The organism is Bdellovibrio sp. HAGR004 (genome assembly GCF_055397015.1).
In genome coordinates, this window is sequence record NZ_AP029176.1 from 2,940,446 (window position 1) to 2,963,736 (window position 23,291).

The 23,291-nt window shown below is 49.0% G+C and carries 23 protein-coding genes; 9 read left to right on the top strand and 14 right to left on the bottom strand.

All coding sequences use genetic code 11. From position 1 onward, the window contains the following. The first annotated feature begins 130 nt into the window (after nucleotides 1-130). Together ACZ5ZV_RS14650 and ACZ5ZV_RS14655 are read left to right on the top strand one after the other, a co-directional pair. Nucleotides 131-442, top strand: a complete 312-nt coding sequence (locus tag ACZ5ZV_RS14650; RefSeq protein ID WP_464117936.1) for a helix-turn-helix domain-containing protein — start codon at nucleotides 131-133, stop codon at nucleotides 440-442. A gap of 56 nt (nucleotides 443-498) precedes the next feature. Next, on the top strand, nucleotides 499-1,467 hold the full coding sequence (locus ACZ5ZV_RS14655; RefSeq protein WP_464117937.1) for a transposase: 969 nt from the start codon (nucleotides 499-501) through the stop codon (nucleotides 1,465-1,467). A gap of 52 nt (nucleotides 1,468-1,519) precedes the next feature. On the opposite strand, the gene ACZ5ZV_RS14660 is transcribed toward ACZ5ZV_RS14655, so the two are convergent. Continuing rightward, entirely contained in the window at nucleotides 1,520-2,425 is a 906-nt protein-coding gene (locus ACZ5ZV_RS14660) for a LysR family transcriptional regulator (protein WP_464117938.1), read from the bottom strand. A gap of 138 nt (nucleotides 2,426-2,563) precedes the next feature. Between ACZ5ZV_RS14660 and ACZ5ZV_RS14665 the strand changes: the two genes are divergently transcribed. Next, a complete protein-coding gene (locus tag ACZ5ZV_RS14665) occupies nucleotides 2,564-3,283 on the top strand; it encodes a hypothetical protein (RefSeq protein ID WP_464117939.1) in 720 nt (239 codons plus the stop codon). A gap of 78 nt (nucleotides 3,284-3,361) precedes the next feature. On the opposite strand, the gene ACZ5ZV_RS14670 is transcribed toward ACZ5ZV_RS14665, so the two are convergent. The 3 genes from ACZ5ZV_RS14670 to ACZ5ZV_RS14680 form a co-directional block, all read right to left on the bottom strand. Beyond that, nucleotides 3,362-4,777: a M16 family metallopeptidase gene (locus ACZ5ZV_RS14670; protein WP_464117940.1), complete on the bottom strand. Its 1,416-nt coding sequence runs from the start codon at nucleotides 4,775-4,777 to the stop codon at nucleotides 3,362-3,364. Between the two features lie 2 nt (nucleotides 4,778-4,779). Continuing rightward, the gene (locus tag ACZ5ZV_RS14675) at nucleotides 4,780-6,186 is read right to left on the bottom strand and encodes a M16 family metallopeptidase (protein ID WP_464117941.1); all 1,407 of its coding nucleotides are present in this window, start codon (nucleotides 6,184-6,186) and stop codon (nucleotides 4,780-4,782) included. Between the two features lie 107 nt (nucleotides 6,187-6,293). Beyond that, entirely contained in the window at nucleotides 6,294-6,803 is a 510-nt protein-coding gene (locus tag ACZ5ZV_RS14680; RefSeq protein ID WP_464117942.1) for a flagellar basal body-associated FliL family protein, read from the bottom strand. Nucleotides 6,804-6,964: 161 nt separating this feature from the next. Here ACZ5ZV_RS14680 and ACZ5ZV_RS14685 point away from each other — a divergent pair, with 161 nt between their 5' ends. Beyond that, nucleotides 6,965-7,963, top strand: coding sequence for a L,D-transpeptidase family protein (locus ACZ5ZV_RS14685; protein WP_464117943.1), 999 nt, complete (start codon nucleotides 6,965-6,967; stop codon nucleotides 7,961-7,963). A 127-nt stretch (nucleotides 7,964-8,090) separates the two neighbouring features. Here ACZ5ZV_RS14685 and ACZ5ZV_RS14690 read toward each other — a convergent pair whose 3' ends face one another. The 7 genes from ACZ5ZV_RS14690 to ACZ5ZV_RS14720 all read right to left on the bottom strand — a co-directional run bounded on the left by ACZ5ZV_RS14690 (nucleotide 8,091) and on the right by ACZ5ZV_RS14720 (nucleotide 14,154). Then, on the bottom strand, nucleotides 8,091-8,276 hold the full coding sequence (locus tag ACZ5ZV_RS14690) for a hypothetical protein (protein WP_464117944.1): 186 nt from the start codon (nucleotides 8,274-8,276) through the stop codon (nucleotides 8,091-8,093). A gap of 113 nt (nucleotides 8,277-8,389) precedes the next feature. Then, nucleotides 8,390-9,145 carry a rhomboid family intramembrane serine protease gene (locus ACZ5ZV_RS14695; protein WP_464117945.1) on the bottom strand — a complete coding sequence of 252 codons (756 nt, stop codon included), beginning with the start codon at nucleotides 9,143-9,145 and terminating at the stop codon, nucleotides 8,390-8,392. After that, the gene (locus tag ACZ5ZV_RS14700; RefSeq protein ID WP_464117946.1) at nucleotides 9,138-9,740 is read right to left on the bottom strand and encodes an HIT family protein; all 603 of its coding nucleotides are present in this window, start codon (nucleotides 9,738-9,740) and stop codon (nucleotides 9,138-9,140) included. Before ACZ5ZV_RS14700 ends, ACZ5ZV_RS14695 begins: the two co-directional genes overlap by 8 nt. Before the next feature lie 2 nt (nucleotides 9,741-9,742). After that, nucleotides 9,743-10,150 carry a hypothetical protein gene (locus ACZ5ZV_RS14705; protein WP_464117947.1) on the bottom strand — a complete coding sequence of 136 codons (408 nt, stop codon included), beginning with the start codon at nucleotides 10,148-10,150 and terminating at the stop codon, nucleotides 9,743-9,745. Nucleotides 10,151-10,153: 3 nt separating this feature from the next. Then, on the bottom strand, nucleotides 10,154-11,122 hold the full coding sequence (gene sppA, locus ACZ5ZV_RS14710) for a signal peptide peptidase SppA (protein ID WP_464117948.1): 969 nt from the start codon (nucleotides 11,120-11,122) through the stop codon (nucleotides 10,154-10,156). Between the two features lie 141 nt (nucleotides 11,123-11,263). Next, nucleotides 11,264-13,060, bottom strand: coding sequence for a 30S ribosomal protein S1 (locus tag ACZ5ZV_RS14715; RefSeq protein WP_464117949.1), 1,797 nt, complete (start codon nucleotides 13,058-13,060; stop codon nucleotides 11,264-11,266). 227 nt (nucleotides 13,061-13,287) lie between these two features. Further along, the gene (locus ACZ5ZV_RS14720) at nucleotides 13,288-14,154 is read right to left on the bottom strand and encodes a TIGR02285 family protein (RefSeq protein WP_464117950.1); all 867 of its coding nucleotides are present in this window, start codon (nucleotides 14,152-14,154) and stop codon (nucleotides 13,288-13,290) included. A 185-nt stretch (nucleotides 14,155-14,339) separates the two neighbouring features. On the opposite strand from ACZ5ZV_RS14720, the gene ACZ5ZV_RS14725 reads away from it, so the two are divergent. Further along, the gene (locus ACZ5ZV_RS14725; protein WP_464117951.1) at nucleotides 14,340-15,752 is read left to right on the top strand and encodes a FlxA-like family protein; all 1,413 of its coding nucleotides are present in this window, start codon (nucleotides 14,340-14,342) and stop codon (nucleotides 15,750-15,752) included. 16 nt (nucleotides 15,753-15,768) lie between these two features. Here ACZ5ZV_RS14725 and cmk read toward each other — a convergent pair whose 3' ends face one another. After that, nucleotides 15,769-16,416, bottom strand: a complete 648-nt coding sequence (gene cmk, locus ACZ5ZV_RS14730) for a (d)CMP kinase (RefSeq protein ID WP_464117952.1) — start codon at nucleotides 16,414-16,416, stop codon at nucleotides 15,769-15,771. 18 nt (nucleotides 16,417-16,434) lie between these two features. Further along, the gene (gene hisC / locus ACZ5ZV_RS14735) at nucleotides 16,435-17,553 is read right to left on the bottom strand and encodes a histidinol-phosphate transaminase (RefSeq protein WP_464117953.1); all 1,119 of its coding nucleotides are present in this window, start codon (nucleotides 17,551-17,553) and stop codon (nucleotides 16,435-16,437) included. 88 nt (nucleotides 17,554-17,641) lie between these two features. Between hisC and ACZ5ZV_RS14740 the strand changes: the two genes are divergently transcribed. From ACZ5ZV_RS14740 to ACZ5ZV_RS14755, 4 genes are all read left to right on the top strand, one after another. After that, nucleotides 17,642-19,006: a hydantoinase/oxoprolinase N-terminal domain-containing protein gene (locus tag ACZ5ZV_RS14740; RefSeq protein ID WP_464117954.1), complete on the top strand. Its 1,365-nt coding sequence runs from the start codon at nucleotides 17,642-17,644 to the stop codon at nucleotides 19,004-19,006. Continuing rightward, a complete protein-coding gene (locus ACZ5ZV_RS14745) occupies nucleotides 19,003-20,403 on the top strand; it encodes a hydantoinase B/oxoprolinase family protein (RefSeq protein ID WP_464117955.1) in 1,401 nt (466 codons plus the stop codon). The genes ACZ5ZV_RS14740 and ACZ5ZV_RS14745 overlap by 4 nt, the downstream gene beginning before the upstream one ends. Nucleotides 20,404-20,510: 107 nt before the next feature. Beyond that, a complete protein-coding gene (msrA, locus tag ACZ5ZV_RS14750) occupies nucleotides 20,511-21,101 on the top strand; it encodes a peptide-methionine (S)-S-oxide reductase MsrA (protein ID WP_464117956.1) in 591 nt (196 codons plus the stop codon). 91 nt (nucleotides 21,102-21,192) lie between these two features. Next, nucleotides 21,193-22,062, top strand: a complete 870-nt coding sequence (locus ACZ5ZV_RS14755) for a substrate-binding periplasmic protein (protein ID WP_464117957.1) — start codon at nucleotides 21,193-21,195, stop codon at nucleotides 22,060-22,062. An 11-nt stretch (nucleotides 22,063-22,073) separates the two neighbouring features. Here ACZ5ZV_RS14755 and ilvA read toward each other — a convergent pair whose 3' ends face one another. Continuing rightward, nucleotides 22,074-23,285: a threonine ammonia-lyase gene (gene ilvA, locus ACZ5ZV_RS14760; RefSeq protein WP_464117958.1), complete on the bottom strand. Its 1,212-nt coding sequence runs from the start codon at nucleotides 23,283-23,285 to the stop codon at nucleotides 22,074-22,076. Nucleotides 23,286-23,291: the final 6 nt, after the last annotated feature.

A 23,291-nucleotide genomic window follows, 5' to 3' on the forward strand; every position in this document is an offset into this window, starting at 1 on the left:
GAGCTCGTTCGACACAGTCAAAAGGGCAATTTAAGTCAAAAAAATGTGTCGATTTCAGCGTAAATAGCTGAAATCTGGAAGGTGACCCCTGTTCTCAAAGGAGAGCAAACCATGATAAAAGGGAGTCACAATGAGTCAGATCAAAGAAAAGAAAAAGCGCGCAAGAAGATCGCCAGAAAAAATGGCGGAACTGGTTTTGGAAGCAGAACGAGTCGGACAAGGCGTCGTGTGTCGGCGAGAAAATATAGCACCGGCGCAGATGTCTCGATGGAAGCAAAAGTTTCTACAGGCCGGTATTGCGGGTCTCAAAGACCTAAAGCGCGGTCCAAAACAAAAAGCAGATCCAGTAGTGGAAAAGCTTCAAGCCGAAACCGAACGCCTCAAGGAAGCCCTTCTAGAGACAGCCATAGAGTTGCAGGCCTTAAAAAAAAGCGGCTATTAGGACTAGAGGGCCCCCTTTACAATCGCCACCTGACCAAGGCGCACCGCGAGGCTCTGGTGGAGTTTATCGATAAGGCTCGCAAGAGCGAGTCGCTCCTTGCTGTTTGCAAATACCTGCAACTAAATCCAAGAGCCTATTACCGTTGGAAACAAGATCCCGCCAAAGAAAATCATGGCGGGGGCGGTGGCAAAAATAAGATCACACCTCTTGAAGAAAAGCGAGTGATTGCTCTCGCGAAGAGGCGCCCCGATTGGCATTGCCGACGAATCGCTTATTATCTTGAAAAAACCGCGAAGGCTTTCGTCGGAAAAACCAAAGTAGCGGAGATCATGAAGTCACACGGGTTAAATCACCCCTTTGTACCAGAAAAGCCAAGGCCAGTAGTACCACCAGCAGATATGCTTTTGCACGAGCCCTGGCAGAAGAATTTACTGTGGGGTATGGATTGGACCTGGGTAACTGTGAAGGGGAAATTTATGTTTTGTCTGGTTCTTCTAGACTGGTATTCAAGAAAGATTTTATCTTGGGGTCTTTACCATCAGATCACCCAGATCCAAGTTGTTACTGTCGTCACCGAAGCCGTTGCCATCGAGAAAATTGACTTACTTCCGAGTGGTCACCTCAAGCCCTTTGTTGTCGCAGACCATGGCAGTGCCAATATTGCAGCCTATACAAAAACTAACATCGAGGTCCAAGGATTGAAGTTGTGGCTAAGCGGCATCGGTAGACCCACTGGCAACGCCAGAACTGAAAGAGTGATTGGAACATTGAAGCGCGAAGAAATAAATCTTCAAGAGCAGTATGCTGATGAAACGGAAGCAAGAGATCTTATCGGCAAAGCCATTAACGATTATAACTTCAACCGACCAAACCAAGGGAACGGAGGCTTTGCTCCAAATTCAGTTCATCATCAAGGACGGTATGAACTATTGAAGCGCAGAGAAAGAGCTAGACATAAAGCTCAAGAACTGAGAAGAAAACACTGGGAACAGGCAATGACATCTTCAACAGAGTCTTTGACTTAAATTCTCCTCTCGAGACTGTGTCACCCCTGCTCGGACAGAACACTACAAAAGTCTAACCTTTTTCCTGTTGGGCCAGAGTTTGATAGAAGACCTCGACCAAGGCCTTGCTTTCTGAATTCTTTTTATAATAGAACATCAGATCAATTTCGTAGTGCATGTCTTTTACGTACACCCGATTCAAACGACCTGAACGCACTTGCTTTTTAATCGAGTGCGCGGGCAGGAATCCCCAACCCAACCCGGCTTCGATCACACGTTTTAAAGTCCCCACATTGGAAGACTCAAAAATTGCGCTGACCTTCGCTCCTTGTGACTGAATCTTGCCGTGAAGTTCACTGTAAAAAGCCGGGAACTCTTCGGTGAAGTCCACCAAAGGGAAGGCTCCCATATCCTTCACCATAATCTGCTGAGGCATCTTTTCGTCTTTGCTGGAGCCTACCAGCCACATTTCCTCTTTCAGCAAAAAGCGCTGTTCGCTGCCGTCAAGTTCAGAGTCGAACTCTGTCTTGGTGTCAGGTAGAATCAGCACATCGTAGTGACCTTTTTTATAGCCCTTGATCAGCTCGTCACCACGATCGTACTCGATCTTCAGGGTCAGTTCCGGATTATGCCGCATCAGACGCCCCACAATGGGACTCATCACGTGCAATCCCAAGGAGTTCAGTGTCCCAATTCGCAACTGCCCCTTCATCTGATTCCCGATGGATTTGATGGCTATTTCCGCCTGCTGGGTCAGATGTATAATTTTTTTGGCATACTCGTAAAGAACCTCCCCTTGAGGAGTGGCCTTAATGGAACGCACCCCCCTGACCAGCAGCTCAACCCCTAGATCTTCCTCCAGATTACGAATCTGCTGAGAGACTGCGGGCTGGGTCAGATAGAGCTTGTCCGCTGCCGCAGTCATGCTGCCCTCGCTGATGACGGTCACGAATGTGGTCAGCTGATAAAGGTTCTTCACAGGAAATCTCCCTTTTTTGCTCTTTGATCCCAGAGGAAATTGTTATTATACTTACTGCAGCCTACTTCGGTGAAGCCGAAGTGTAAACCCATCCGGCACCGCCGGATTGTAAACCAGTACAGCACAGCCGAGGTCTGCATGAAGTATCGTTTGTTAGCATCACTCGCCGTTATTCTACTCAGTTTTAGCGCCCATGCAAAAGTCTTTCGTAACGCTTACATCGCATTTGAAATGCCAGAGTCCTGGAAGTGCAATCTGGAGCAAACCGAATGGGTCTGCCGAAGTGAACAAACCAAGGAAGCCAAAGAAGCCATCATCATTCTGACCGCCAAAGAAGTCGGTCCGACGGACACCTTTGCTCTTTATGAATCGCACCTGAACACACCTATTTCTGTGGCCTTGAAGGGTGGCGGCTCTGCCGAATCCAAAATCGTCTATAAATCCAAAAGTGTGCAGATCAACGACCAGACATGGGTGGATTCACTGCACCTGGGCTCTGAAGTTCCCAACTATTTCACTCGCTATTTGGCGACTATTAAAGACAAAATTGCCATCCTGATCACCTTCAGCGCCCACAAGCAGTACTACACCAAATACAGCCAGGATTTCTTCAAGGCGGTGATGAGCTTACGCGTGATCGCCTCTAAGAACCTTCTGGCTAAACCGGAACTGGGCCCCATCCGCCCTGGCTCGGAAACGTTGGGAGCCCCAATCAGTTCCGCCATGCCTGCGGATATGCTGCAAGGTGAAGAAGAAGGCGGCAAAGGCAACAATAAGACCCTGCTTCTGGCCGGAGCGATCCTGTTAGCAGCTTTGGGTGCCTTCATCTTCTTGAAGGCCCGCAAAAAACGCAGATAAGATCCAGATCAAAAGTTAAAAACAAAAACCCCACAACCTGCAAAGTTGTGGGGTTTTTATTTGTCTTAATGTGATCTTTTACTTCAGGCGCTCAATGACCGGCTTGTACTTTTCAAACTGAGGAATGATCTTTTCATCCCCGTAAACCAGAACCTTGAACTTAGCCGGGTTTACGACTTTCCTGAAGGCCGCATTGGCTTCTTTCGGCTTGATGGCTCCGACATTCTTGTTGAAATCCGTCAGATAATTGACCGGGATACCATAAAACTCCAAAGCCAGAAGATTGTAAGCCAGGCGATCTGCAGTCTCAATAGCTCTCGGGAACTGACCAATCAACTGGTTGCGTCCCGCACTGACCTCAGCTTCGGTCGCCCCGTTATTGACAAAATCTGTCAGTACCTTCAAGGCCTCCTCCAAGGTCTTTCCAGCAGTTTCGTTCTTCGTAAAGGTCACGATGTCATAGCTTCCACGTTCTTTACGAACATCGAAGTACGAATAGATGGAATATGTCAGTCCCAGATCATCACGTACTTTCTGGTTCAGACGACTGGCAAAACTGCCACCCACGGTTTCATTTGCCAGACGCAGGCGCAAGTAATCAGGATTCGCGCGATCGATTCCCACCTGTCCGATGCGAATTTGAGTCTGCTGCAGCCCCTTTTTCACTATCAGCTTCACCTGAAGGCTCTCACTGACTGGGGGAGCCTCGACCTGAACCTCTGGAGTGGTGCGCTTTGTCCATTTTCCAAAGACCTCTTTTACGCGGTTTTCATAGGCTGCATCGTAGCTTCCCACCACCGCCAGCAACGAGTTGTTCGGACGGAAGAATGTCAGATAGTGCTTGATCACATCCTGCTTGCCGATGGACTTCAACCCCTCCGGAGTGCCATTGGTGTCACGTCCATAAGGATGATTGCCAAAGATAAACTGATCCATTTTTTCGTCAGCAAAAGAGGACGGATTGTCGATCTTCTTTTGCAAACCCGCCAGCATCTGGGAACGAATGCGGGCGATTTCCGCATCTTTAAAGGCCGGGTTCATTGTCACATCCGCGAAAAGATCCAGTAACGTCTGGGCTCCGGTTGTCAAAGCATCAGCATACACCGTTGTGGCGTCTGCACTGGGGCTGATATCCACGCTGGAACCCAATTGCCCAAACTCATCCGCCAGTTTCAAAGCGTCCCGTGATTGAGTGCCCTGTTCCAGAAGATAGGACGTCAAGGCGTTCAGGCCAGCCTTGGAGCCCTCCTGCATGCTGCCAGTCTTGATCATCAATGTCAGACTGACCCGCGGGAGACTGGCATCATGAATGAAATAAACTTTCAAACCATTTTCCAAAGTGACTTCTTTATACGGCTGCAAAGTGAAGGACCCATTGCCCTTTGTGACATACCCCTCTGTCGGAGGCTTCACTGTTTTTTTGGTCGAGCTGGAACAAGCCACCAGCGCAGAACATACAAGAGGAAGTGTCAAAGCTGCGGTAAATATTCTCATGGCTATTGTTCCTTTTGCACTTTGGGTTCAAGAGTGATAATGGATCGCTGAGTCTGCTGCGTGAATTTGTCGGCCACACGTTTGATATCATCCGCTGTGACCGCCTGATACTTTTCAAGGTCGGTGAAAAGGCTTTCATAGGTGCCATTCACGATTTCATTCACTGCCAATGCGCGAGCCTTGCCATCCATCGTTTTCAGACTGTCCACCAGATCCTTCATGACCTGAGTTTTGGCTTTTTCAAGTTCCTGAGGCGTCACCTTTTGATTACGCAACTTCCAGATCTCGTTGTAAACAGTCTCCAAAGCCTCAGCAGACCCCAGCCCCGGCTTCATGTTCACTCCCACTGCGAACATCCCATGATCTTTCATGGAGTAGTTGTAGGCATAAGCGGATGTTGCTACCTGTTTTTGATACACCAGGCGCTTGTGCAAACGGCTGGAGCTGCCGTTACCCAGAATATTGGCCGCCAGATCCAGAGCGTACATGTCAGGGTCGCCTTGTTTCGGGCTCTGATAAGCCACTACGAACGAGGTATTCTGAACATCTTTGCGCAAGGTCGCATTCTGCTGCGCTTTCTGCAGAGGCTCTGTCGCATACTTTCTTTCCGGCAAAGGACGGGACGGCAGTTTTCCGTAATACTTTTCAATCAGGCTTTTCACTGTTGATGTCTTGAAGTCCCCGACAACAACCAGAACGGCATTGTTCGGCACATAGAAGGTATTATAGAAATAGCGAAGCTTGTCAGAATCATAAGCTTCAATATCTTTCATATACCCAATGACAGGCCATTTGTACGGGTGAACTTTGAACAAGGTTCCCATCATCAGCTCACGCAACAATCCCATCGGATTGTTATCCACGCGCCAGCGACGCTCTTCCTTGACAACTTCTTTTTCACTTTTCAGATCCCCAGGACTGATCAGAAGTGAACTCATGCGATCCACCTCCATGTCCATGACCAGTTCCAGCTTCGAGCTGGGCAGGTTTTCATAGAAGCCTGTGTAATCATTCGTTGTGAAGGCATTATTGGTGATGCCATTTTCGTGGAAGATGCGATCGAAGGATTTGCCGTCGTATTTCTTAGCACCCTTAAACATCATATGCTCCAGCATATGAGCGGCCCCCGTCACACCCGGGGACTCATCCCGGGAACCCACGCGATACCAGGTATGATAACTGATCATCGGCACCGCATGATCTTCCAACAGAAGTACGGTCAATCCATTATCCAGAACAAATTTTGTGACAGGAAGAGACAGCTTCAAATCTGGGCGACTGTTTTCAGTCCATCCTTTGATAGCGCCAATCACCTCCTGCCCTTTCGGGGATGGTGCAGGTGACGGTTCGACGGCGTAGGCAGAGACAGCAAGCCCCAGCCCCAAGAGCAAAGTTGAAATCCGTTTCATAGGTGCTTCTTTCGTTAGTTAATACAGAACGACTCTGCACCTAGTTTGAAACCGCAGGGCTGTGATGACAATGACCTTAAGGACTTTTAAGACTTTTGGCAGATATCCTATTGAACAACGAAGTCAGAGAAGAAAACATCCTTCACAATGCCACGACGAAGGATGCCGTTCACTTCCCCGGCGATTTTGTCCTTCAAGAAAAGTTTCCCCTGAATACTGTCCAGGTCTGCAAAGGGTTTATCATTTAGCAGACGGACGATGCGATCGCGGGCTTTGGCGCGGTTTTCAGGCTCCATGACCTCTTCAAAACCTTCTTTACCCAGCATTTGCAGATTGATTTCAAGACGGATGGTGCGTTTGGGCTCACCACCCAAATTCACCGTGAATTTATCCATGGTATAGATCAACGGCGCCGTGTCCGCTTCACTGGCTGTGGAGGCCAATTCCCGCTCGGCCTCTTCTTCTGTCACCTTGGGGCTTTCCCATCCAATAGTCGAGGCATAAACCATGTAAGCCCCGCCCCCCATGACACCCAGATTCAGCACCGCGAAGGCCACTTGAAAGATCATTGCCATATTGCGCGGTTTCGCGGTCGATTGCTCTTTTTGTTCAGCCATGTATAAACCTCTTGTCATAGATTTTATCGGTGAGACAGGCTTAGGTCTTAAGATCTTAGACCTCATTATTTACAACTAAATTACGCGAAAAATGTCCAACCTCTGGACACCTGAGGACAGCCACTTGACAAGAACAAGACCTTTTCGGGCATAATAAGAATATGAGATGTTTCCTCACGGGCTGTGCTTTACTTTTCCTGAGTCTGCCGACCATGGCGGATCCTGTTGTCGCGCCCAAATCCCAAAACGAGAAAGAGCTGCTGCCCGCTTCTTTGCTGCAGATTTCAGAAACCGAAGCCTTTTCCCGCTATGTATTTCTGGTCGATAAAGAACAGCGCAAACTTTCTGTCTTTGAACGCAATGGGGAACTGATTCAAAAGATCACCGAATACCCAGCCGACATCGGCAAAATGGGTGGCAACAAAACCAAAAGAGATGATCATAAAACTCCGGAAGGTATTTACTTCCTGCAAGAACGCCTAAGTCAGCCCAAGATTCCTTTCAGTCTTTACGGGGCACTGGCCTTCACCACGAACTATCCGAATCTTTTCGACAAACGCGAAAACAAAACGGGTTCTGGTATCTGGCTGCATGCTATTCCGGACTCAGTTCCCTTGACTCGCGGTTCCCGCGGTTGTGTTGTGGTTCGCAATGATGTGATCAAAAAGCTGGCGGACTATATCAAGCTGGGTGAAACACCAATTTTGATCTTTGATCACGTGGACTATGTCAGCAAAGACGAACACGACAAGCGCCGTCTGGCCCTGAGCAACTTCGTTGAAAGCTGGAGACAGGCTTGGGAAACCCAGGACATCGAAAAGTACATGTCCTACTACGATGCGGGCTTTAAAGCTCCGGGTTTTAATTATAACTCCTGGAAGAATCACAAGAAGAGCCTGAAATCCAAGTACGAATACATCAAGGTTCACCTGTCCCAACCTTATATCGTTCAGCACAACGATCAGCTGTTGGTAAAAACGCTTCAACGTTATGAATCCGACAAGCACATCGACTACGGCGTTAAAACCATCTATGCGCTGAAATCCGGTGACTCTTTCAAAATCATCCGTGAAGAGTGGGCCCCCTTCAATCAAAACGAAGTCGCGGCAGCCATTGCTCGGGAAAACTCCATGACCGCCTCTTCAAACAAAACACAGTAGCTCTTCATCCCGACCCACCCCTTCACGGGCGTGGTCTTTTGGGCATAAAAAAAGCACAACCACTTTTGATGGTTGTGCTTCTTAGTCCCCAAAAGTTTTCAGCTGGGGCGGATCAGATCACCGGGAATTAGTGAGAGTCTTCATCCTTCGTATTTTTACCGTCCATAGTGAACGTTTCTACGTTGTGAGAAAGATCAGGAAGTTGCTCTAGGTGCTTCTGCCATTCTTCTTTGGACAACTCACCTGCGTTGATTTTGTTTTCAGTCATACGCTTATCATATTTCAAATTCTTATTAGCCTGAGCCAAAGACATAAAAACTCCCTTTTGCGATCGAGCCCTTTTTTATAGCGCAAAATCCCCGCCCCGTCCAGCGGAGGATGCCACATAAAACACCAGAAGCCTTGATTTTCACAAGGCTTCTGAAGTTAGTTCCAATATTTGGGGGGACGGTCGTTTTTATCGTTCTTTTCGTTATTAACGACCAGACGCAGGTTGCGCCCCTTGTTTTTAGCCTTCTTCCGAAGGTCATTGCGATCCAGCCAGCCCTTGGTTTTCAGGCAGATAAAGCCCGAAACAATGCCCCCCAGATGGGCCAAGTAAGCCACTTCCCCGCCACTGACGCTGGAGGTCATCAGAGAGGCCAACTGCACCAAGCCCATTAAAGCCACGAAGAACTTGGTCTTCATCGGGAAAAGCATAAAGAAGTAAACAATACGCTCACCAAAGATCAACCCTTGAGCTAACAACAGACCAAACACGGCCCCGGAAGCCCCCACCACCGGCACAATCAATCCGGTCTGAGAACCCGTGGTCAAGGCATAGATCCAAACCCCCAGGCAGTACAAAATCGCCGCGCCAATGCCGGACACGAAATAATAGACCAGGAAGAACTTTGAACCCCAGCGCTGCTCCAGCTCGGCCCCGAAGAACCATAACATCAGCATGTTAAACAAGATATGTGTGACCTGCATTGAGTGCAGGAACATGTAGGTGCCCAACTGCCAGATCTGGAAATCAAACAGAACCTTCCCCGGGAACAAACCGAAGATCGACGTGAAAGGAACACGCAGAAAACCTTCCATGATCACTTGGAAGACAAACCAGATAGCCACATTGATGATCAGCAACCACTTCACCGCCGGTGTCAGTGGAGCTGTTTGGAAAGTCACGCCTCTATTCATATTTTCTTAAAATACTCCAAACCTTCTCGTAGGTCTGCTCAAGACTTTCAACCAAGACCTTGGTCTCAGCAATTAAAGGGAAGAAGTTAAGGTCCCCGGTCCAGCGTGGAATGACATGGTAATGCAAATGTTCCGGGATACCCGCCCCGGCCACCGCCCCATGATTCAAACCCACGTTGATGCCACCTGGCTGATAAAGCTCGTTCAAAGCTTTCATCACCAAACGGATGGTGTTCTGCAGATCCATGTATTCTTCATCAGAAAGTTTTAAAAGATCGCCACAGTGGCGCTTTGGCAATACGAGCAGATGTCCGCTGTTGTAGGGGAACTTGTTCAACACCACCATGGAATGTTTGCTTTTAAACGCACAAAGAGTGTCAAAGCTGACTTTTTCTTCCGAAGCCCGACAGAACACGCAGCCTTCGGGTTTGATCAGCTTGCGCACATACTTCATGCGGTCAGGACGAAAAAGAACATCGCGCTCCATCGGCCACACATCTTTGCCGATCTGAATTTTCCCGTGGGTCGCTGCCGGTCGTTTGATCGGCGCTTTCTTGGTGGAGGGTGTCTTTTTACGAGCCTTTTTGGCTGCCATGATTACTCCGTGCTGTCAGTGAAATAGCTGGAGGTGCCAACAAGACGATTTTCCACAAAGAAAACCATCACGCAGTTCTTGCGCATCTCAAAGCCAATTTCCGTTTTGTTTCCACCCGCAGGATTCAACAAAACCAATTCTGTTTCAAGCTGCGGCGTCTCGCACACCAAAGGTTTCAGCTCAAATACAGTGACAGGCACATAACCACCACCCCCGGTGATTCCGACAAATTCAAACTTCTGCCCGGTCTTAAAAATCACACCCGGCGCTGGCTCAATATCCGCCGTCAGATAGTAATATCCCTTCCAACGAATATCGAACCATGACTGGGGCTGACGAGGATCCTGAGGGTTGGCCTGGGCCCATCCTGCACAAAACAATGTCAGCAAAAAGAAACCTAGAGCTTTCATGACCTACTCCCAGTAACCCGGCATCAACATCAGCGGCTGATTCAAATACTTCGCACGCAGGATGTACTTCATCGCACCTTCCATGTCCGCACCAAAGGATTTCCCCTTCATGATGTCCGCGAACTCCGCCAAGCTGTTGAGGTCGTCTTCAGTTTCACCGCCCCCCAGGTCAAAGATGCTGACTTTCTTTTTCGGGATCTCAAAGACTTCATAGTGCTCACCCAGCTTCGCCGTTTCCGCCGCTAATTTCACCGCATCTTCGAAGTACCCTTCTTGATCGGCAAAGCCCATTTTTACTGCCGTGGCGCCCGTGAAGACACGTCCATCCGCGTACTCAGCAACAACATCTTCCTGAAGCTTGCGCTCTTTTGCGACAGTTCCTTTGAACTGGGCATAGACTTCATCAATCATGCTTTGGAACAAAGTTCTTTCATCTTCACGCATGGGACGGTACTCAGCCCCGGAGTCCTTGAATTTGCCGGAAGTGATGGAATAGCGAGAGATCTTTGCCCAGTCATAGAGCTTTTCCAGATTGGCGAACTCCATGATCACACCAATTGAACCCACCAAAGAGCCCGGAGCCACGACGATTTTGTCACAAGCCACGGCCGCATAATAAGCCCCGCTGGCCATCACGCCCGTGCTGACACAGATCACAGGTTTTTTGATTTCATCGCGCACGCGTTTGATCTCAGCAAAGATTTCCTGGGAAGGTCCGACAGAGCCGCCTGGTGAGTTGATGCTGATCAGGATCGCTTTCACCTTGTCATCATCACGATATTTTTTAAGATTCTTAATGAACTTTTTGCCGTTAAGAATAACGCCGTTCATTTCCAGATGCAGAATGGTGTTCTTGGCCGTGACCTTTTTGTCAGGGCTTCCGAAGAAATCGCCGCCCATTTTCAGCAAAGCGCCCAAACCCACGAAAACTAAAAAGATGATTACCAATTTTTTGAAAAAGCTGCCCTTCATATCGGCCCCCGAGCGGATGGATGAAAAAGGTCCCTTTTCAAATAAAAAAAGGGACCCTACTAGGGTCCCCTTTTAAGACTTGTCAGTCAATCGTCCTCGACCGGCTGAACCCTTGCGGATCAGCCTTTGGTCTTGATCGAATTACTGCTTGTCAGTTTTTACGTTTTTCAACTGGTCAGCGAACAAGTCACCGAAAGTAGACTTGGAAGTCGCAGTTGCTTTTTTAACGTAATCGTCAACGTCCGCTTTTGCTTCGCGAAGTTTAACAAGTTTTGCAGACAAACCGATCTTACGAGCGTCTTTGTCGATAGAGATAACTTCTGCTTTTACAGATTGACCTGGCTTAATGAATTCTTCAACAGAGTTGATTTTGTCTGTTGTTAGTTCAGAAATGTGGATCAAACCTTCGATATCAGACTCAAGCTCTACGAAAGCACCGAAATCAGCTGTTTTCGTTACTTTAACATCGTGCTGAGTGCCGATAGCGTATTTGTTCTCGATGTTTGACCAAGGGTCAGACTCAAGCTGTTTGATACCCAAAGAGAATCTTTCGTTCTCGATGTCTACGCCCAATACAACCGCGCGAACTTTTTGGCCTTTAGTGTAAAGCTCATTTGGATGATTTACACGTTTAGTCCAAGAGAAGTCAGAGATGTGAACCAAGCCGTCGATGCCTTCTTCGATGCCGATGAAGATACCGAAGTCAGTTACAGACTTCACTTCGCCTTCGATGATTGTACCTGGAGCATAAGATTCTTTCAATTCAACCCATGGGTTGGCTTGAAGTTGCTTCATGCCCAAGCTGATGCGGCGGTTTTCAGTGTCAACTTCCAGAACCACTACTTCAACTTCTTGATCAACAGTTACGATTTGAGAAGGGTGTTTTACACGTTTAGTCCAGGACATTTCAGAAACGTGGATCAGACCTTCAATGCCTTCACCAAGCTCAACGAATGCACCGTACTCAGCCAAGGAAACAACTTTTCCTTTAAGCTTAGTGCCTGGAGGATAAGAAGCCTTAACAGATTCCCAAGGATCTGCATGAAGCTGTTTCATACCCAAAGATACGCGTTCTTTTTCTTTGTCATACTTAAGAACTTTAACTTGGATTTCGTCACCAACGTTCAACATCTCAGAAGGATGTTTTACGCGGCCCCAAGACATATCAGTGATGTGCAACAATCCGTCCATACCACCAAGGTCGATGAACGCACCGTAGTCAGTGATGTTCTTAACAACACCAGTAACCACAGAACCTTCTGCCATAGTGTCCAAAGTTTGAGAACGCAAACTGTCGCGTTCTTCTTCAAGAAGCGCACGGCGGGAAAGAACGATGTTGCCACGCTTTTTGTTGAATTTGATAACTTTGAATTTGAACTTTTTGCCCAAGTATACGTCCATGTTGCGAACCGGACGCAAATCGATTTGAGAACCAGGCAAGAATGCTTTAACGCCGATATCAACGCTCAAGCCGCCTTTAACTTTAGCAACAACAGTACCTTCGATAACTTCTTCGTTCTCTGCCGCTTTGGAGATATCAGTCCATGCACGAAGCATGTCTGCTTTATCCTTGGAAAGAACGATCATGCCGTTTTCGTTTTCGATACGGTCGATCAAAACTTCTACTTTGTCGCCAGCTTTCACTTCGCGAACACCGTCAACGATACGGAATTCATTGATCGCGATCAAGCCTTCAGACTTGTAGTTGATATCAACAAGAACGTAGTCAGACTGAACTTCAACTACAGTACCTGTTACAACGTCGCCGACTTTGAAGTCTTGCTCTTTCATGGATGCTTCGAATAGAGAGTCGAAGTCACCTTTCTCAGATTTTGCATTCAAAATGCCAGGATTTGCTGGGACTTTGGAGTCCTCTGCATCCAAGAAAGCTAGAACTTTCTGTTTTTCCAATTCGGCTTTGTTCAATTGTTTTGTCATATCGTGTTTTGTAAACCTCCCACGTAGTAAGATCTCATGGACCCTACCCGTTACCTTTCTTCGCACTTAAGGCGAATCACTGGTTTAGCGACCTAAGGGGCTGGAAGTCAAAGGTTTTACGCGGTTTGGCAGAGATTTAAGAGTTCCCGGATTATGCGAACGCACATCCTCTGGGGCAATCCTAGACCAGCACTCCTTCAGATCAAACCTATTGGACCTGAGCTCCTTCAAGGCACAAGCCCCCGATAGATCTCGCGGACTTTTCCTTTCATCTCTTTCGGCAAAGATTTCTGAAAATAATCAAAAATTCGGCCCCGGACGTTCTTTTCCACCACAACTTTTGAGATCTCTTTGATCGTGACCTCACCCCAAGGGGTCTTTTCGCAAGAGGCCCTGACCGAAATATAGGGGGGAGCCTCTTTCACCGGAAGATACTTCAGCAAATTTGATCCCTGTCCTTTGCGATGATTCCATTCTTCAAGGTAATACGACAGCACCCCGTCCAGCCGGTTCTTTTCCAGCATGGTGAATAGACCACCCACCGCCTGATCGCTGACGTGGCGGTAAGAGTCTTTCGCTTTCAAAATCACCTCATCAATTTTGTTGGAATAGGAACGCCCCTGCACAACCCCCAGCCGGAACTCCCCCCTCTGTACCAGCTTGGCCAGCTCCATGCCTTCGGAGGTTTCATACTGCTGAAACTTGTTGTACGAGGTGGAGGACATCACAAGACCGATAGGCAAGGCTCTGGCCACCTCCGCTCCAAAAATCAAATAGCGGGCACGTTCGGGCGTGTCCTGCAAAAGCAATGTGCAAAAATGTCGTCCTGATAAAAACAATCTTTCCGCACGCAAAAAAGAAGCCCTGACAAATGTGTGCTTGTACTGCGGCAGGGACCTTTCCAGTTCACGATAAATCTCAGCAAACGGTCCTTGAGATTTTTGAATATCGACCTTAGCGCCATCGGAAGAAAGCAAAATAAACGGCGGGAAATCCGTCATCGCCCATTGAATGGTCTCTGCGCCCGGCTTTTCGGCAGCAAAAATCGAACAGTTCACAAGAAGGATGAAAATAGCAAAACCCAGAGCTTTCATTGCTTCATGATAACAAAGCCCCAGGTCGCATCCCTATGTGATTTCCAACACTGGCCCGAAAGAGCCCTGACGTTTTTCCGCATTGATTGGCTAGTTATTTGACGAAAACGCTCCTGAAAGGAGCTGGCATGGGCTTGCATGTAAATAAACACTCTTGAACTTAAAAACGCACGAGGTGGTACGTGGTGAGATGGCGTTACTTTTTATTAACCAGCATCCTGGCTTTCACCAGCTCTTCCGGAGCTGAAACCTATCATTCCTTTATCTACAGGGACTCCTCCCTCTACAATCGCGCGGACATCGTGGAGGTATTTCCAAAGCTTCCGCTGGAGGTTTCCCGTCAGCACAATGACTCCGTGTCTCTCGTGACACTGGCTGATGTGGACCTCTATTTCTTCAATGAGCTGACTGAACTGCTGAATACGGTCAACAATCCCAGCAACACCCGCTGGCGCCCTTTGCCGGCCACGAACCTCTGCGAAAGCCACAAGGGTCTTAAAACAGAACACCTGCAGAAAATTAAAAACCATTGCGTGTTCCCGCGCGTGACCTTCGCCAAAGTTTTTTCGGCGGAAAACCTGCGCGCCTCCTGTGAAGAGGCCTATCAGCCGGAACTTTACGTGAACGATCTGGGACCGGGCGAAATTCACTACTCAAAAATGGACGAGATAAGCGGACTGGCCCAGGCGATCGCCGCCCCGCTAAGATACGTGGACTTTGCTGCGAATCTGGTGACGCCGGAACTTCTGGAAAAAATACGCCTGATGCTGAGCAAAGTTCGCATGACCGAGTTGCTGGATAAAGTGCAAAAACAGAAAAAGGACTATCAGCAGATCCTGAGTTTGCTGGATTCGAAGAACTGCCTGACTCTGTCCCCGCAAGAACGCGCTGAGCTGGCAAAGACCCTCGAAACTTTACAACAGGAGATCCAACAAGCCGAAGCACACCTGATCGACATTGATCAAAAAGGCCGTCAGCAGGCAGAAGCAGACCGGCAGGCCATCACAAAACAGGGACTGCACCGCCCGCGTCTGCCTTATCCCAATTTAAGCGACGCGGATCGTGAGTTTATCACCATGTACATCAGCTCCATCATGTGGAGATTCCGTGGTGGGGGCATCGTGGAAAAAAGCGACAGCACACAGATGAGACGCATTTTTTACACCTGGGCCCCCGTCAAAGCTTTGGGAAAGCTCAATGGCGGCAACGATGGCGATCAGTTAGGGCGTCAGATTTTCATGGGCCTGATGAAGGGCTGGGGCGAATACTTTGACATGGGCACTTGGCCGGCAGGTAAGGATAAATACTATGACTTCACGAAAATGACAGAACGAGGCATCTTCCAGGTAAAAAGAGCCGCAGCCACGTTACAAAACAAAGGCTACGACGTGACACCGCTAAAAATGGCAGGCCTGCAAATGGGACCTTGTTATTACTATTCGTATGATCAGAATTTGCCGCGCTTGAAATACGTGGGCAGAAAAGATTCAGGCTTTTTAGCCTTTGTGGAAGGTGGAACCGACTGGGGTGAAGTGTGCTTTGGCGCCGCGCTGGGGCTGGGAATTTCCAAGACACTATTGCAGGGATCTAAGAAATAGATCCCTCGGGTTCTGATTAGATTTTTCCTTTAACGTAATCGACGACTTTATCAACGACCTGTTCCAGGTTCAAAGTCGTCGTGTCCACGACCAGAGCATCCTCAGGAATCGCCATCGGTGCCACTTTACGTGTGGAGTCCTGCAAATCACGCTGTTGCTGTGCTTTCACCATATCACCATGATCCAGCCCCAGCTCCGCTGCCCGACGAGCGGCGCGGTGTTCAGAGTTGGCTGTCAGGTAAACCTTCGCTTCCGCCTTTGGGAAGACCACAGTGCCGCAATCACGGCCCTCAGCCACCAAACCATGGGGGCCTTCAGAGCAACCACGCTGGGCATCCAAAAGGGCTTTACGCACTTCTGGATAATGACTGACCTTACTGGCAAAATTACCCACATCTTCATGAGCGATCAGATCTGTCACGTCCTGATCCTGGAAGAACACGCGGGTGCGGTCTTGGTCCATTCTCACACTCCACACGGGATTGTGAGTCAACTCAGCCAGATTTTTGACGTCATCAAGATCAATTTGCAGTTGAAGAGCGGCAAACGCCAAACCACGATAGAAAGCACCTGTGGAAACCCACTGCCAGCCCAAACGGCGAGCCAGCTCACGACTTACTGAAGATTTACCAGAGGCCGCAGGGCCATCAATCGTAATAACCATTCCCATAATTCTCCAAAACTACAGCGGCGGAATTTCTTTTAGAACTTCTGCCAAGGCCTTCAAAGCGGCCTCATTTTCATGCTCCAACCCTACACTCAAACGCAAATGCGTCTTGAACCCGTAGTTCAATAGCGGTCTCATAATAATTCCACGACGTAACAAGGCTTCGTTCACCTTGGCGGCGTCGCGGAGGGTGTCAAACATGACAAAATTTCCCTGAGATGGAATGTAAGGCAGGCCTAATTCTTCTAACTTCTTGTAGAAGTAATCAAGCCCTTTCCAGCAAATCTGCTGCGATCGCTCAATAAATTCTTTATCTTGCAGAGCCGCATTTGCAGCCACTTGCGCTAAATCGTTGACATTAAATGGTTTGCGCACCCGGTTAAAGACTTCAATCGTCTCTGCCGGCGCAATCATCGCCCCGATGCGGAAACCCGCCAGGCCATAGATTTTAGAGAAAGTGCGAAGAACAATCAGGTTCTTATACTGCCCCATATAACTTTGTGCAGACGCATAGTCTTTAGCACGCACAAACTCATTGTAGGCCTCGTCAAAAATCACCATCACGTCGTCACGATTTCCGACCTTTTCCAAGAAAGTTTCGATCTCAGCCTTGGTGGCATAGGTGCCCGTCGGATTGTTGGGATTAGAAACAAAAATCAAGCGGATGTTTTTTTCCGGATGAGACAGGAAGTAATCCGCCACCGCCGGAAGATCAAAGCGATAGCCTGCTGCCATGGGCACTTTGTGAATAACCGCTCGATTGGCCGGTGCGCTGACTTCATACGCATTAAAAGCCGCCACGGATGTCAAAACACCGTCTTTGGGTTCGCAATAAATGCGCGTTAAAAGGTCAATCAGCTCGTCGCTGCCATTGCCAATAGCAAGTTGTTTTGTCGGGAAGCCCCATTCTTTTGACAGAGTTTGCAAAAGCTCATAATGCGAAGGATCTGGATACAGATTTTGATGCTCCAGGGCCGCTTTCACCGCCACCATGGCTTTGGGGCTAGTACCCAAAGGATTCTCGTTACTTGCAAGCTTATACACTGTCGTGAGCCCGTACTCACGTTGTGTCTCGGAAATCGGTTTACCAGGTTTATACGGCACCAGATTCAAAATTTCGGGAGAAATCTTCACTTTAGAATCCTTTTCTTAGAGAGAATATTTTGCTATACCTGATCGCCTAACTTAATTCCAGTGTAAATTCAATAGAGAGCGTTCTAAAATGCATAACAGCCTTTTGCTGGGAGTGAGTGTCGGTGATTCTTTCGCCGAATTCTCTCTCCTGTCAGATTCCACTTCCCTTGCGCAGAAAAGAGTCTATCTTTCGCGTGAGAACCTTAAGACGTCGCTGACCCAGTTCGTCGCCCCCTACAAAGAGCAACAAATTGCCAAGGCATTTATCAGCCTGCGCGTGCCTAAAAAACTTCTGGACCACCGCCTGAGCGGCGCTGTGGCCCACGTCAGCACGGAAGGTGTTGAGCACTGGCTCAATATCTGTGGATCCCCGGAACACACATTGACCAGCAAAGACCTGCAATTCTCTGTGCGCGAGCGCATTTTGGCCGACGGTCAGGTTGAACTGCCTTTACAAGTTGAAGAGGTTGAAGCCATCGCTGCCAAGGTGCAATTGATGGACTGCAAGAAAGTATGTCTGAACTTCCTGCACTCTGCGACGAATCCGGTTCACCTGGAGCAAGCTAAAAAAATCTTCCAGGAGAAAGGCCTGGAGGTCTTTGTCCCGGAAAAATCTGACAATCCACACGAAGTCAGTCGCTGGACCAAAAATGCCCTGAACGCCACACTTTCCGGCGTCTTTGCGGAAATCAAAAGCGAGCTGTATGCCGGCTTGGAAGCCGCCATCGACAGAAAGAACATCCACTTCCTGGACAGTGCCGGGGATCTTTTCCAGGAAGAAAGCCAGCGCGAAGTGGGAAGCCTGTTTGCGTCGCTGTCTGCTCTGGGGTTGGCCGACGCGTCCAACACCGCTGATATTCTTTATCTGGGACTTGAGCAGTTCGCCCTGATCTCCCCTTCACAGTGGGAATCTGCATGGCAAAGTCCATGGGGACCAGTCGAAGTGCGACGTTTGAAAACCCACAACCTGGGCATTCAACCAACACTTGGCATTCAGCTCAACAGCTTTGGCCGTTTTGATTTTTCCAACCAACAGGAAGCGTGGGAACCAGGCCCGATGTTCCTGGGGCGTGGTCAGAAGATGAGTTTGCTGGATGTATGGTCTGACAACTCGAAGCTGGCAAAAATCGCAGGCCTTGAAGACCGTGTTTCCGCACAAGGCATTCAGCGCTTTAAAAACGCACTTTTGACTCTTTCGAAAATCAGCTCTTTGCGCGACACGGACTTGCATCACCTGACCAAGGAACTGCAAAGCCTGAGCGTACAGCGACTGGCGATGGAAAGCCGTCTGCGCCGTCAGACCAAGAAATTGAAAGTCACCGGCCCGCTGGCGCCTTTGTTTGCGAACATCTTCAAAAAAGATCCGCACACCACCATCATCGAGCAAGAATTCTGCGAATCTGAATCCACAGCATTGTGGGGCGCTCAAGCCCTGAAGGCGGCCTTGTCATGAACTATCAAATTGAACTTTTGCATTCCCTGCTGAATGACTTTTTGGTGGGTGAATCCGCACTGATGACTTTGGACGGCGATGTTCTGGCTGTGCGCGGGCAAATGCCCGTGACTTACGGAACCCTGACCACAGCCGCCACCACGGCTGCGAAATATTTAAATCTGCAGGAAGGCGACATCGCTCTTCTGAATGACCCTTACAGCGGCGGCAGCCTGCTTTCAGAGATGACTTTTGTCATGGCCGTGTCTGAAGATCTGTTGTGGGTCACTCGTCGTGCACTGGACACCAAAATCACTCTGGTAAAATCCGTGGAAGAAGAAGGCTTGCGCATTCCGCCCATGCCTTTACGCCAGAAAAATCAGGTCAACGAAATGATCCTGACGGCCATGCAGGCCCACCCGGCCTGCCCCGCACATTTTGTGGATTGGCTGAAAGAGCAAGTTCAGGATCTGAGCTTGCGTGCACAAAAACTGATCGAAGCCATCGAGTTCACCGGTTTCACCATCACGGGTGAACTGATCGAAGACTATTTGCAACTTTGCAAGCAGGCCGCTTCTCAGAAAATTTCTGAAAGCGCTTCGGGTGAAGCACGTGTGGACGTGGTGCTGGACAGCGGTGAGCTTCTGCGTCTGACATTGGAGATTCAGGATGGAAAAGTGTCCATGGATTTCAGCGGCACCAGTGCTGCAAAAACTGTTTCTTTGACCGAGTCTGCGACTTACGGCGCCTGCTTCCATGCGATCAGCCGTCATTATGGTTTCACAGATTTGGCCAACAGCGGGTCCTTCGCCGTTTTACAAATCACCAAACCCACTGGTTGTTGGCTGGTTGGAAAATATCCTGCCCCCACCTTCAAGGGCATGACGTGCGGGGTGGCGGCTTTACAGGCTGCAATCGAACTGGCCTTAGCACAGATTCATCACAAACAAGAAACCTCTTTAAGCAGCCACTGTGCCTTGCACTTTGATCTGCGCTCCGGCGACAAGCACCAATTGTTGCGTCTTCCTGGGGGCGAATCCGCCCGGGCTGACCGTGATGGTTCTTGCGCCACCCTGACTCCCTTTTCCCTGGAGCAGCTGGAGCGAGACTTCCCAGTCAAAGTTTTGCGCGTGGATCAACGCCAATCCAATGGCGGCAAAGGCAAGTTCAACGGCGGTCGTGGCTTGATTCTCAAGCTGCAAATGCGTGAAGAGGCGGAGGCCACCTGGCTGACCGACTTGACTCTGCACCGTCCCCGCCTTTTGAAAAACTGTTCCCACGGTGACCCGTGCGAGGTGGTGGTTGAAACTGGTGAGACCGCCAAACATCTGCCAGTTCTGGGACAGCAGAAATTCGCAAAACAAGACATCCTGACTCTGTGCTCGGGTTCGGGTGGCGGATACGGTCGATCTGAATAGCAAATCTTCCTCACAAAGACCGACACCTTGTCGGTCTTTGTTTTTTGACATACTCAAATCCATTCAGATGCTGGCTTGTCAAATATGTCGGTGCTAAACTCATTGCCATGAAAGCACTGATCACTTTAATTATTGCATTGGGTGTCAGCTTGAGTTGCCTTGCACAGACAACCAAGCCCAAGAAAGGAAACAACGTGAGTTCATCAGAAGTGGCTTACCTTGCCGGCGGCTGTTTTTGGGGTATGGAAGATTTATTGCGCAAACTACCTGGTGTGCTTCAGACCGAGGTGGGTTACATGGGTGGGGAAACCAAAAATGCCACTTACAACATTGTCAAAACCGGCACAACAAATCACGCTGAAACCGTGAAGATCACTTTTGATCCGACAAAGTTGAAGTATCAGGATTTGTTGCTTTACTTCTTTAAGATCCACGATCCAACCACAAGCAACCGTCAAGGCAACGATATCGGCACTCAGTATCGCAGCGCTATTTTCTACACCTCTGACAAACAAAAAGATGAAGCGGAAATTGTGCGCGCACGTGTGGAAAAATCAGGCGCGTGGAAAAATCCCGTCGTCACCCAGATCGTCAAAGCTGCGGACTTCTGGAGCGCTGAAGAATATCATCAGGATTATTTACAGAAGAATCCGGGTGGATACACCTGCCATTTCGAAAGAAAGATCGAGTTCAAGTAACTTAGGTTACATTTAAGAAAGGTCCTTTTTTATCCGTGCAACTTGCTGGACAGCACAGTATTGCATAGGAGTAAGTAATGAGAGGGGCCCTATGAAATCGGTCATTCTAACAGTCCTCATTCTGTTATTTGCCTCCGGTGCGAAAGCGGATGTGATTGTCCTGCGCTCGGACTACTGGTGCCCTTACGTCTGCAACCCCGAATCCTCCACACCTGGCTATATGGTGGAAATCGCCAAAGCCGTCTTTGAGCCCCAAGGCCATCACATTCAAATTGTCACGACGAACTGGGCTCGTTCTGTGAAAGACGCGCGCGCCAACAAGGCCCAGGGCATCTTGGGGGCCTGCGTGGCAGATGCGCCCGACTTCATCTTTCCGAAAAACTCTTTGGGCTTGATGAAGAATGCCTTCTTTGTCCCCAAGGATTCACAGTGGGAATACACCGGTCGCAGCTCTTTGCAAGGAAAGCGCATTGGGGTCATCAACGGCTATGCCTATGGTGGCAGTGTGGATCCGTTGATTCGTCACCGCCATCGCACGTTCATTCCTTTTTCTGGGGACCGTCCACTAGAACAGATGATTCGCATGCTCAATGCCCGGCGTCTGGATGGATTTATCGAAAACCCTTTGGTACTTCAGTACCTGACCCACACAAACCACCATAAATTCGAAAACTACAAGATCGCTGGCTGGGTCGAAGACGAGGCTGTGGACCTTTTTATCGCCTTTTCACCCAACAATCCCCATTCGGAAACCTATGCTGACATCCTCAGTAGAGGTGTGGAAGAACTTCGTCGCAACGGAGAATTGCAGCGCATTCTGAATAAGTACAATCTGCACGATTGGAAAGAATCCCCACAAAAGTACCTGTCGCTGGATTCGGGGGAGAAAAATGCTTCTGAGAAAAGCACTGCAAAGCCCAGGGCCTCACACAATTTGATGACCCTGTATCCGGAGGCCTAAGATAGCAGGCCCTACGAGCCTGCCACCACTTTGGCACCTGTTTGCTCCAAGGCCACTTTAATTTTTTCAGCATGATCAATGCTTGAAGTTTCCAGAACGAAGTCGATGCGGGTTTCACGCAAAGACAATCCCTTGGAAACACGGTCGTGACGCACTTCCAGGATGTTGGCTTTCTGAGCGGCAATGGCCTGAGTCAAACGACTCAAGTTACCTGGAAGGTCGTCCACGATCACAGACAGCTCACACAGGCGCCCACGCAGGATCTGACCGCGATCTATGATCTTGGAAACGATATTCAAGTCAATGTTTCCACCACTGATAATCACGCAGGTCTTTTTACCCAGATTCAAATTGCGCGACATGGCTGCGGCCATGGCAGCCGCTCCCGAGCCCTCGGCCACAGTTTTGGCTCTTTCCATAAGGAACACAATCGCCTCTGCGATTTCGTCATCACTGACGGTCACAACTTCATCCACGTACTTGGAAATAAAACTATCCAGCATCACCTGAGACGGATTCTTAATCGCAATCCCATCGGCAATCGTTGCGGCTCTTTTGGCCTGGGACAGCGGCTGCTTGTTAAATAGATGCGCCATTCCCGGTGAACGATCACTTTGCACACCGATCACACGTACTTTCGGGTTGATGGACTTAACTGCCAAGCCCACACCACTGATCAAACCGCCACCACCGATCGGCACGATGATGGATTCCAGATCAGGCACCTTCTCCAGAACTTCGATTCCGATAGTCCCCTGACCCGCAATCACATACGGATCCTGATACGGATGCACGAAAGTATAACCATGTTCTTTTTCAAGCTTCTGGGCGTACTCGAAGGCCTCGTCATAGATCTCGCCTTTCAGAACAACATTGGCTCCATAGTCGCGAGTTGCCGAGGCTTTGCTGATGGACGCCGTTTCAGGCATCACGATGGTGGACTTTACACCCGCAAGTTTCGCCGACAACGCCACCCCTTGTGCGTGGTTTCCGGCAGAACTGGCCACCACGCCGCGGGCTTTTTCTTCCGCTGTCAGATTGGAGATCTTGTTATACGCACCACGGAACTTGAAGCTTCCGGTGCGCTGGGTGTTTTCAAATTTAAAATAGACTTCGCTCTTCAGAAGATTGCTGGCACTGATGGAGTGGCTCAGCTCGGTGGGGCAAATGATGTCTTTTAATAACTCTCGGGCTTTCTTGATGTCTGCAAAGCTGACTTTCATTTTGGA

Coding starts and splice junctions, on each gene's coding strand:
- ACZ5ZV_RS14715 (WP_464117949.1), bottom strand. CDS start 13,060: ATGACAAAACAATTGAACAAAGCCGAATTGGAAAAACAGAAAGTTCTA.
- sppA (WP_464117948.1), bottom strand. CDS start 11,122: ATGAAGGGCAGCTTTTTCAAAAAATTGGTAATCATCTTTTTAGTTTTC.
- ACZ5ZV_RS14650 (WP_464117936.1), top strand. CDS start 131: ATGAGTCAGATCAAAGAAAAGAAAAAGCGCGCAAGAAGATCGCCAGAA.
- ACZ5ZV_RS14720 (WP_464117950.1), bottom strand. CDS start 14,154: ATGAAAGCTCTGGGTTTTGCTATTTTCATCCTTCTTGTGAACTGTTCG.
- ACZ5ZV_RS14755 (WP_464117957.1), top strand. CDS start 21,193: ATGAAATCGGTCATTCTAACAGTCCTCATTCTGTTATTTGCCTCCGGT.
- msrA (WP_464117956.1), top strand. CDS start 20,511: ATGAAAGCACTGATCACTTTAATTATTGCATTGGGTGTCAGCTTGAGT.
- ilvA (WP_464117958.1), bottom strand. CDS start 23,285: ATGAAAGTCAGCTTTGCAGACATCAAGAAAGCCCGAGAGTTATTAAAA.
- ACZ5ZV_RS14680 (WP_464117942.1), bottom strand. CDS start 6,803: ATGGCTGAACAAAAAGAGCAATCGACCGCGAAACCGCGCAATATGGCA.
- ACZ5ZV_RS14685 (WP_464117943.1), top strand. CDS start 6,965: ATGAGATGTTTCCTCACGGGCTGTGCTTTACTTTTCCTGAGTCTGCCG.
- ACZ5ZV_RS14675 (WP_464117941.1), bottom strand. CDS start 6,186: ATGAAACGGATTTCAACTTTGCTCTTGGGGCTGGGGCTTGCTGTCTCT.
- ACZ5ZV_RS14695 (WP_464117945.1), bottom strand. CDS start 9,145: ATGAATAGAGGCGTGACTTTCCAAACAGCTCCACTGACACCGGCGGTG.
- ACZ5ZV_RS14670 (WP_464117940.1), bottom strand. CDS start 4,777: ATGAGAATATTTACCGCAGCTTTGACACTTCCTCTTGTATGTTCTGCG.
- ACZ5ZV_RS14705 (WP_464117947.1), bottom strand. CDS start 10,150: ATGAAAGCTCTAGGTTTCTTTTTGCTGACATTGTTTTGTGCAGGATGG.
- ACZ5ZV_RS14740 (WP_464117954.1), top strand. CDS start 17,642: ATGCATAACAGCCTTTTGCTGGGAGTGAGTGTCGGTGATTCTTTCGCC.
- cmk (WP_464117952.1), bottom strand. CDS start 16,416: ATGGTTATTACGATTGATGGCCCTGCGGCCTCTGGTAAATCTTCAGTA.
- ACZ5ZV_RS14665 (WP_464117939.1), top strand. CDS start 2,564: ATGAAGTATCGTTTGTTAGCATCACTCGCCGTTATTCTACTCAGTTTT.
- ACZ5ZV_RS14700 (WP_464117946.1), bottom strand. CDS start 9,740: ATGGCAGCCAAAAAGGCTCGTAAAAAGACACCCTCCACCAAGAAAGCG.
- ACZ5ZV_RS14690 (WP_464117944.1), bottom strand. CDS start 8,276: ATGTCTTTGGCTCAGGCTAATAAGAATTTGAAATATGATAAGCGTATG.
- ACZ5ZV_RS14745 (WP_464117955.1), top strand. CDS start 19,003: ATGAACTATCAAATTGAACTTTTGCATTCCCTGCTGAATGACTTTTTG.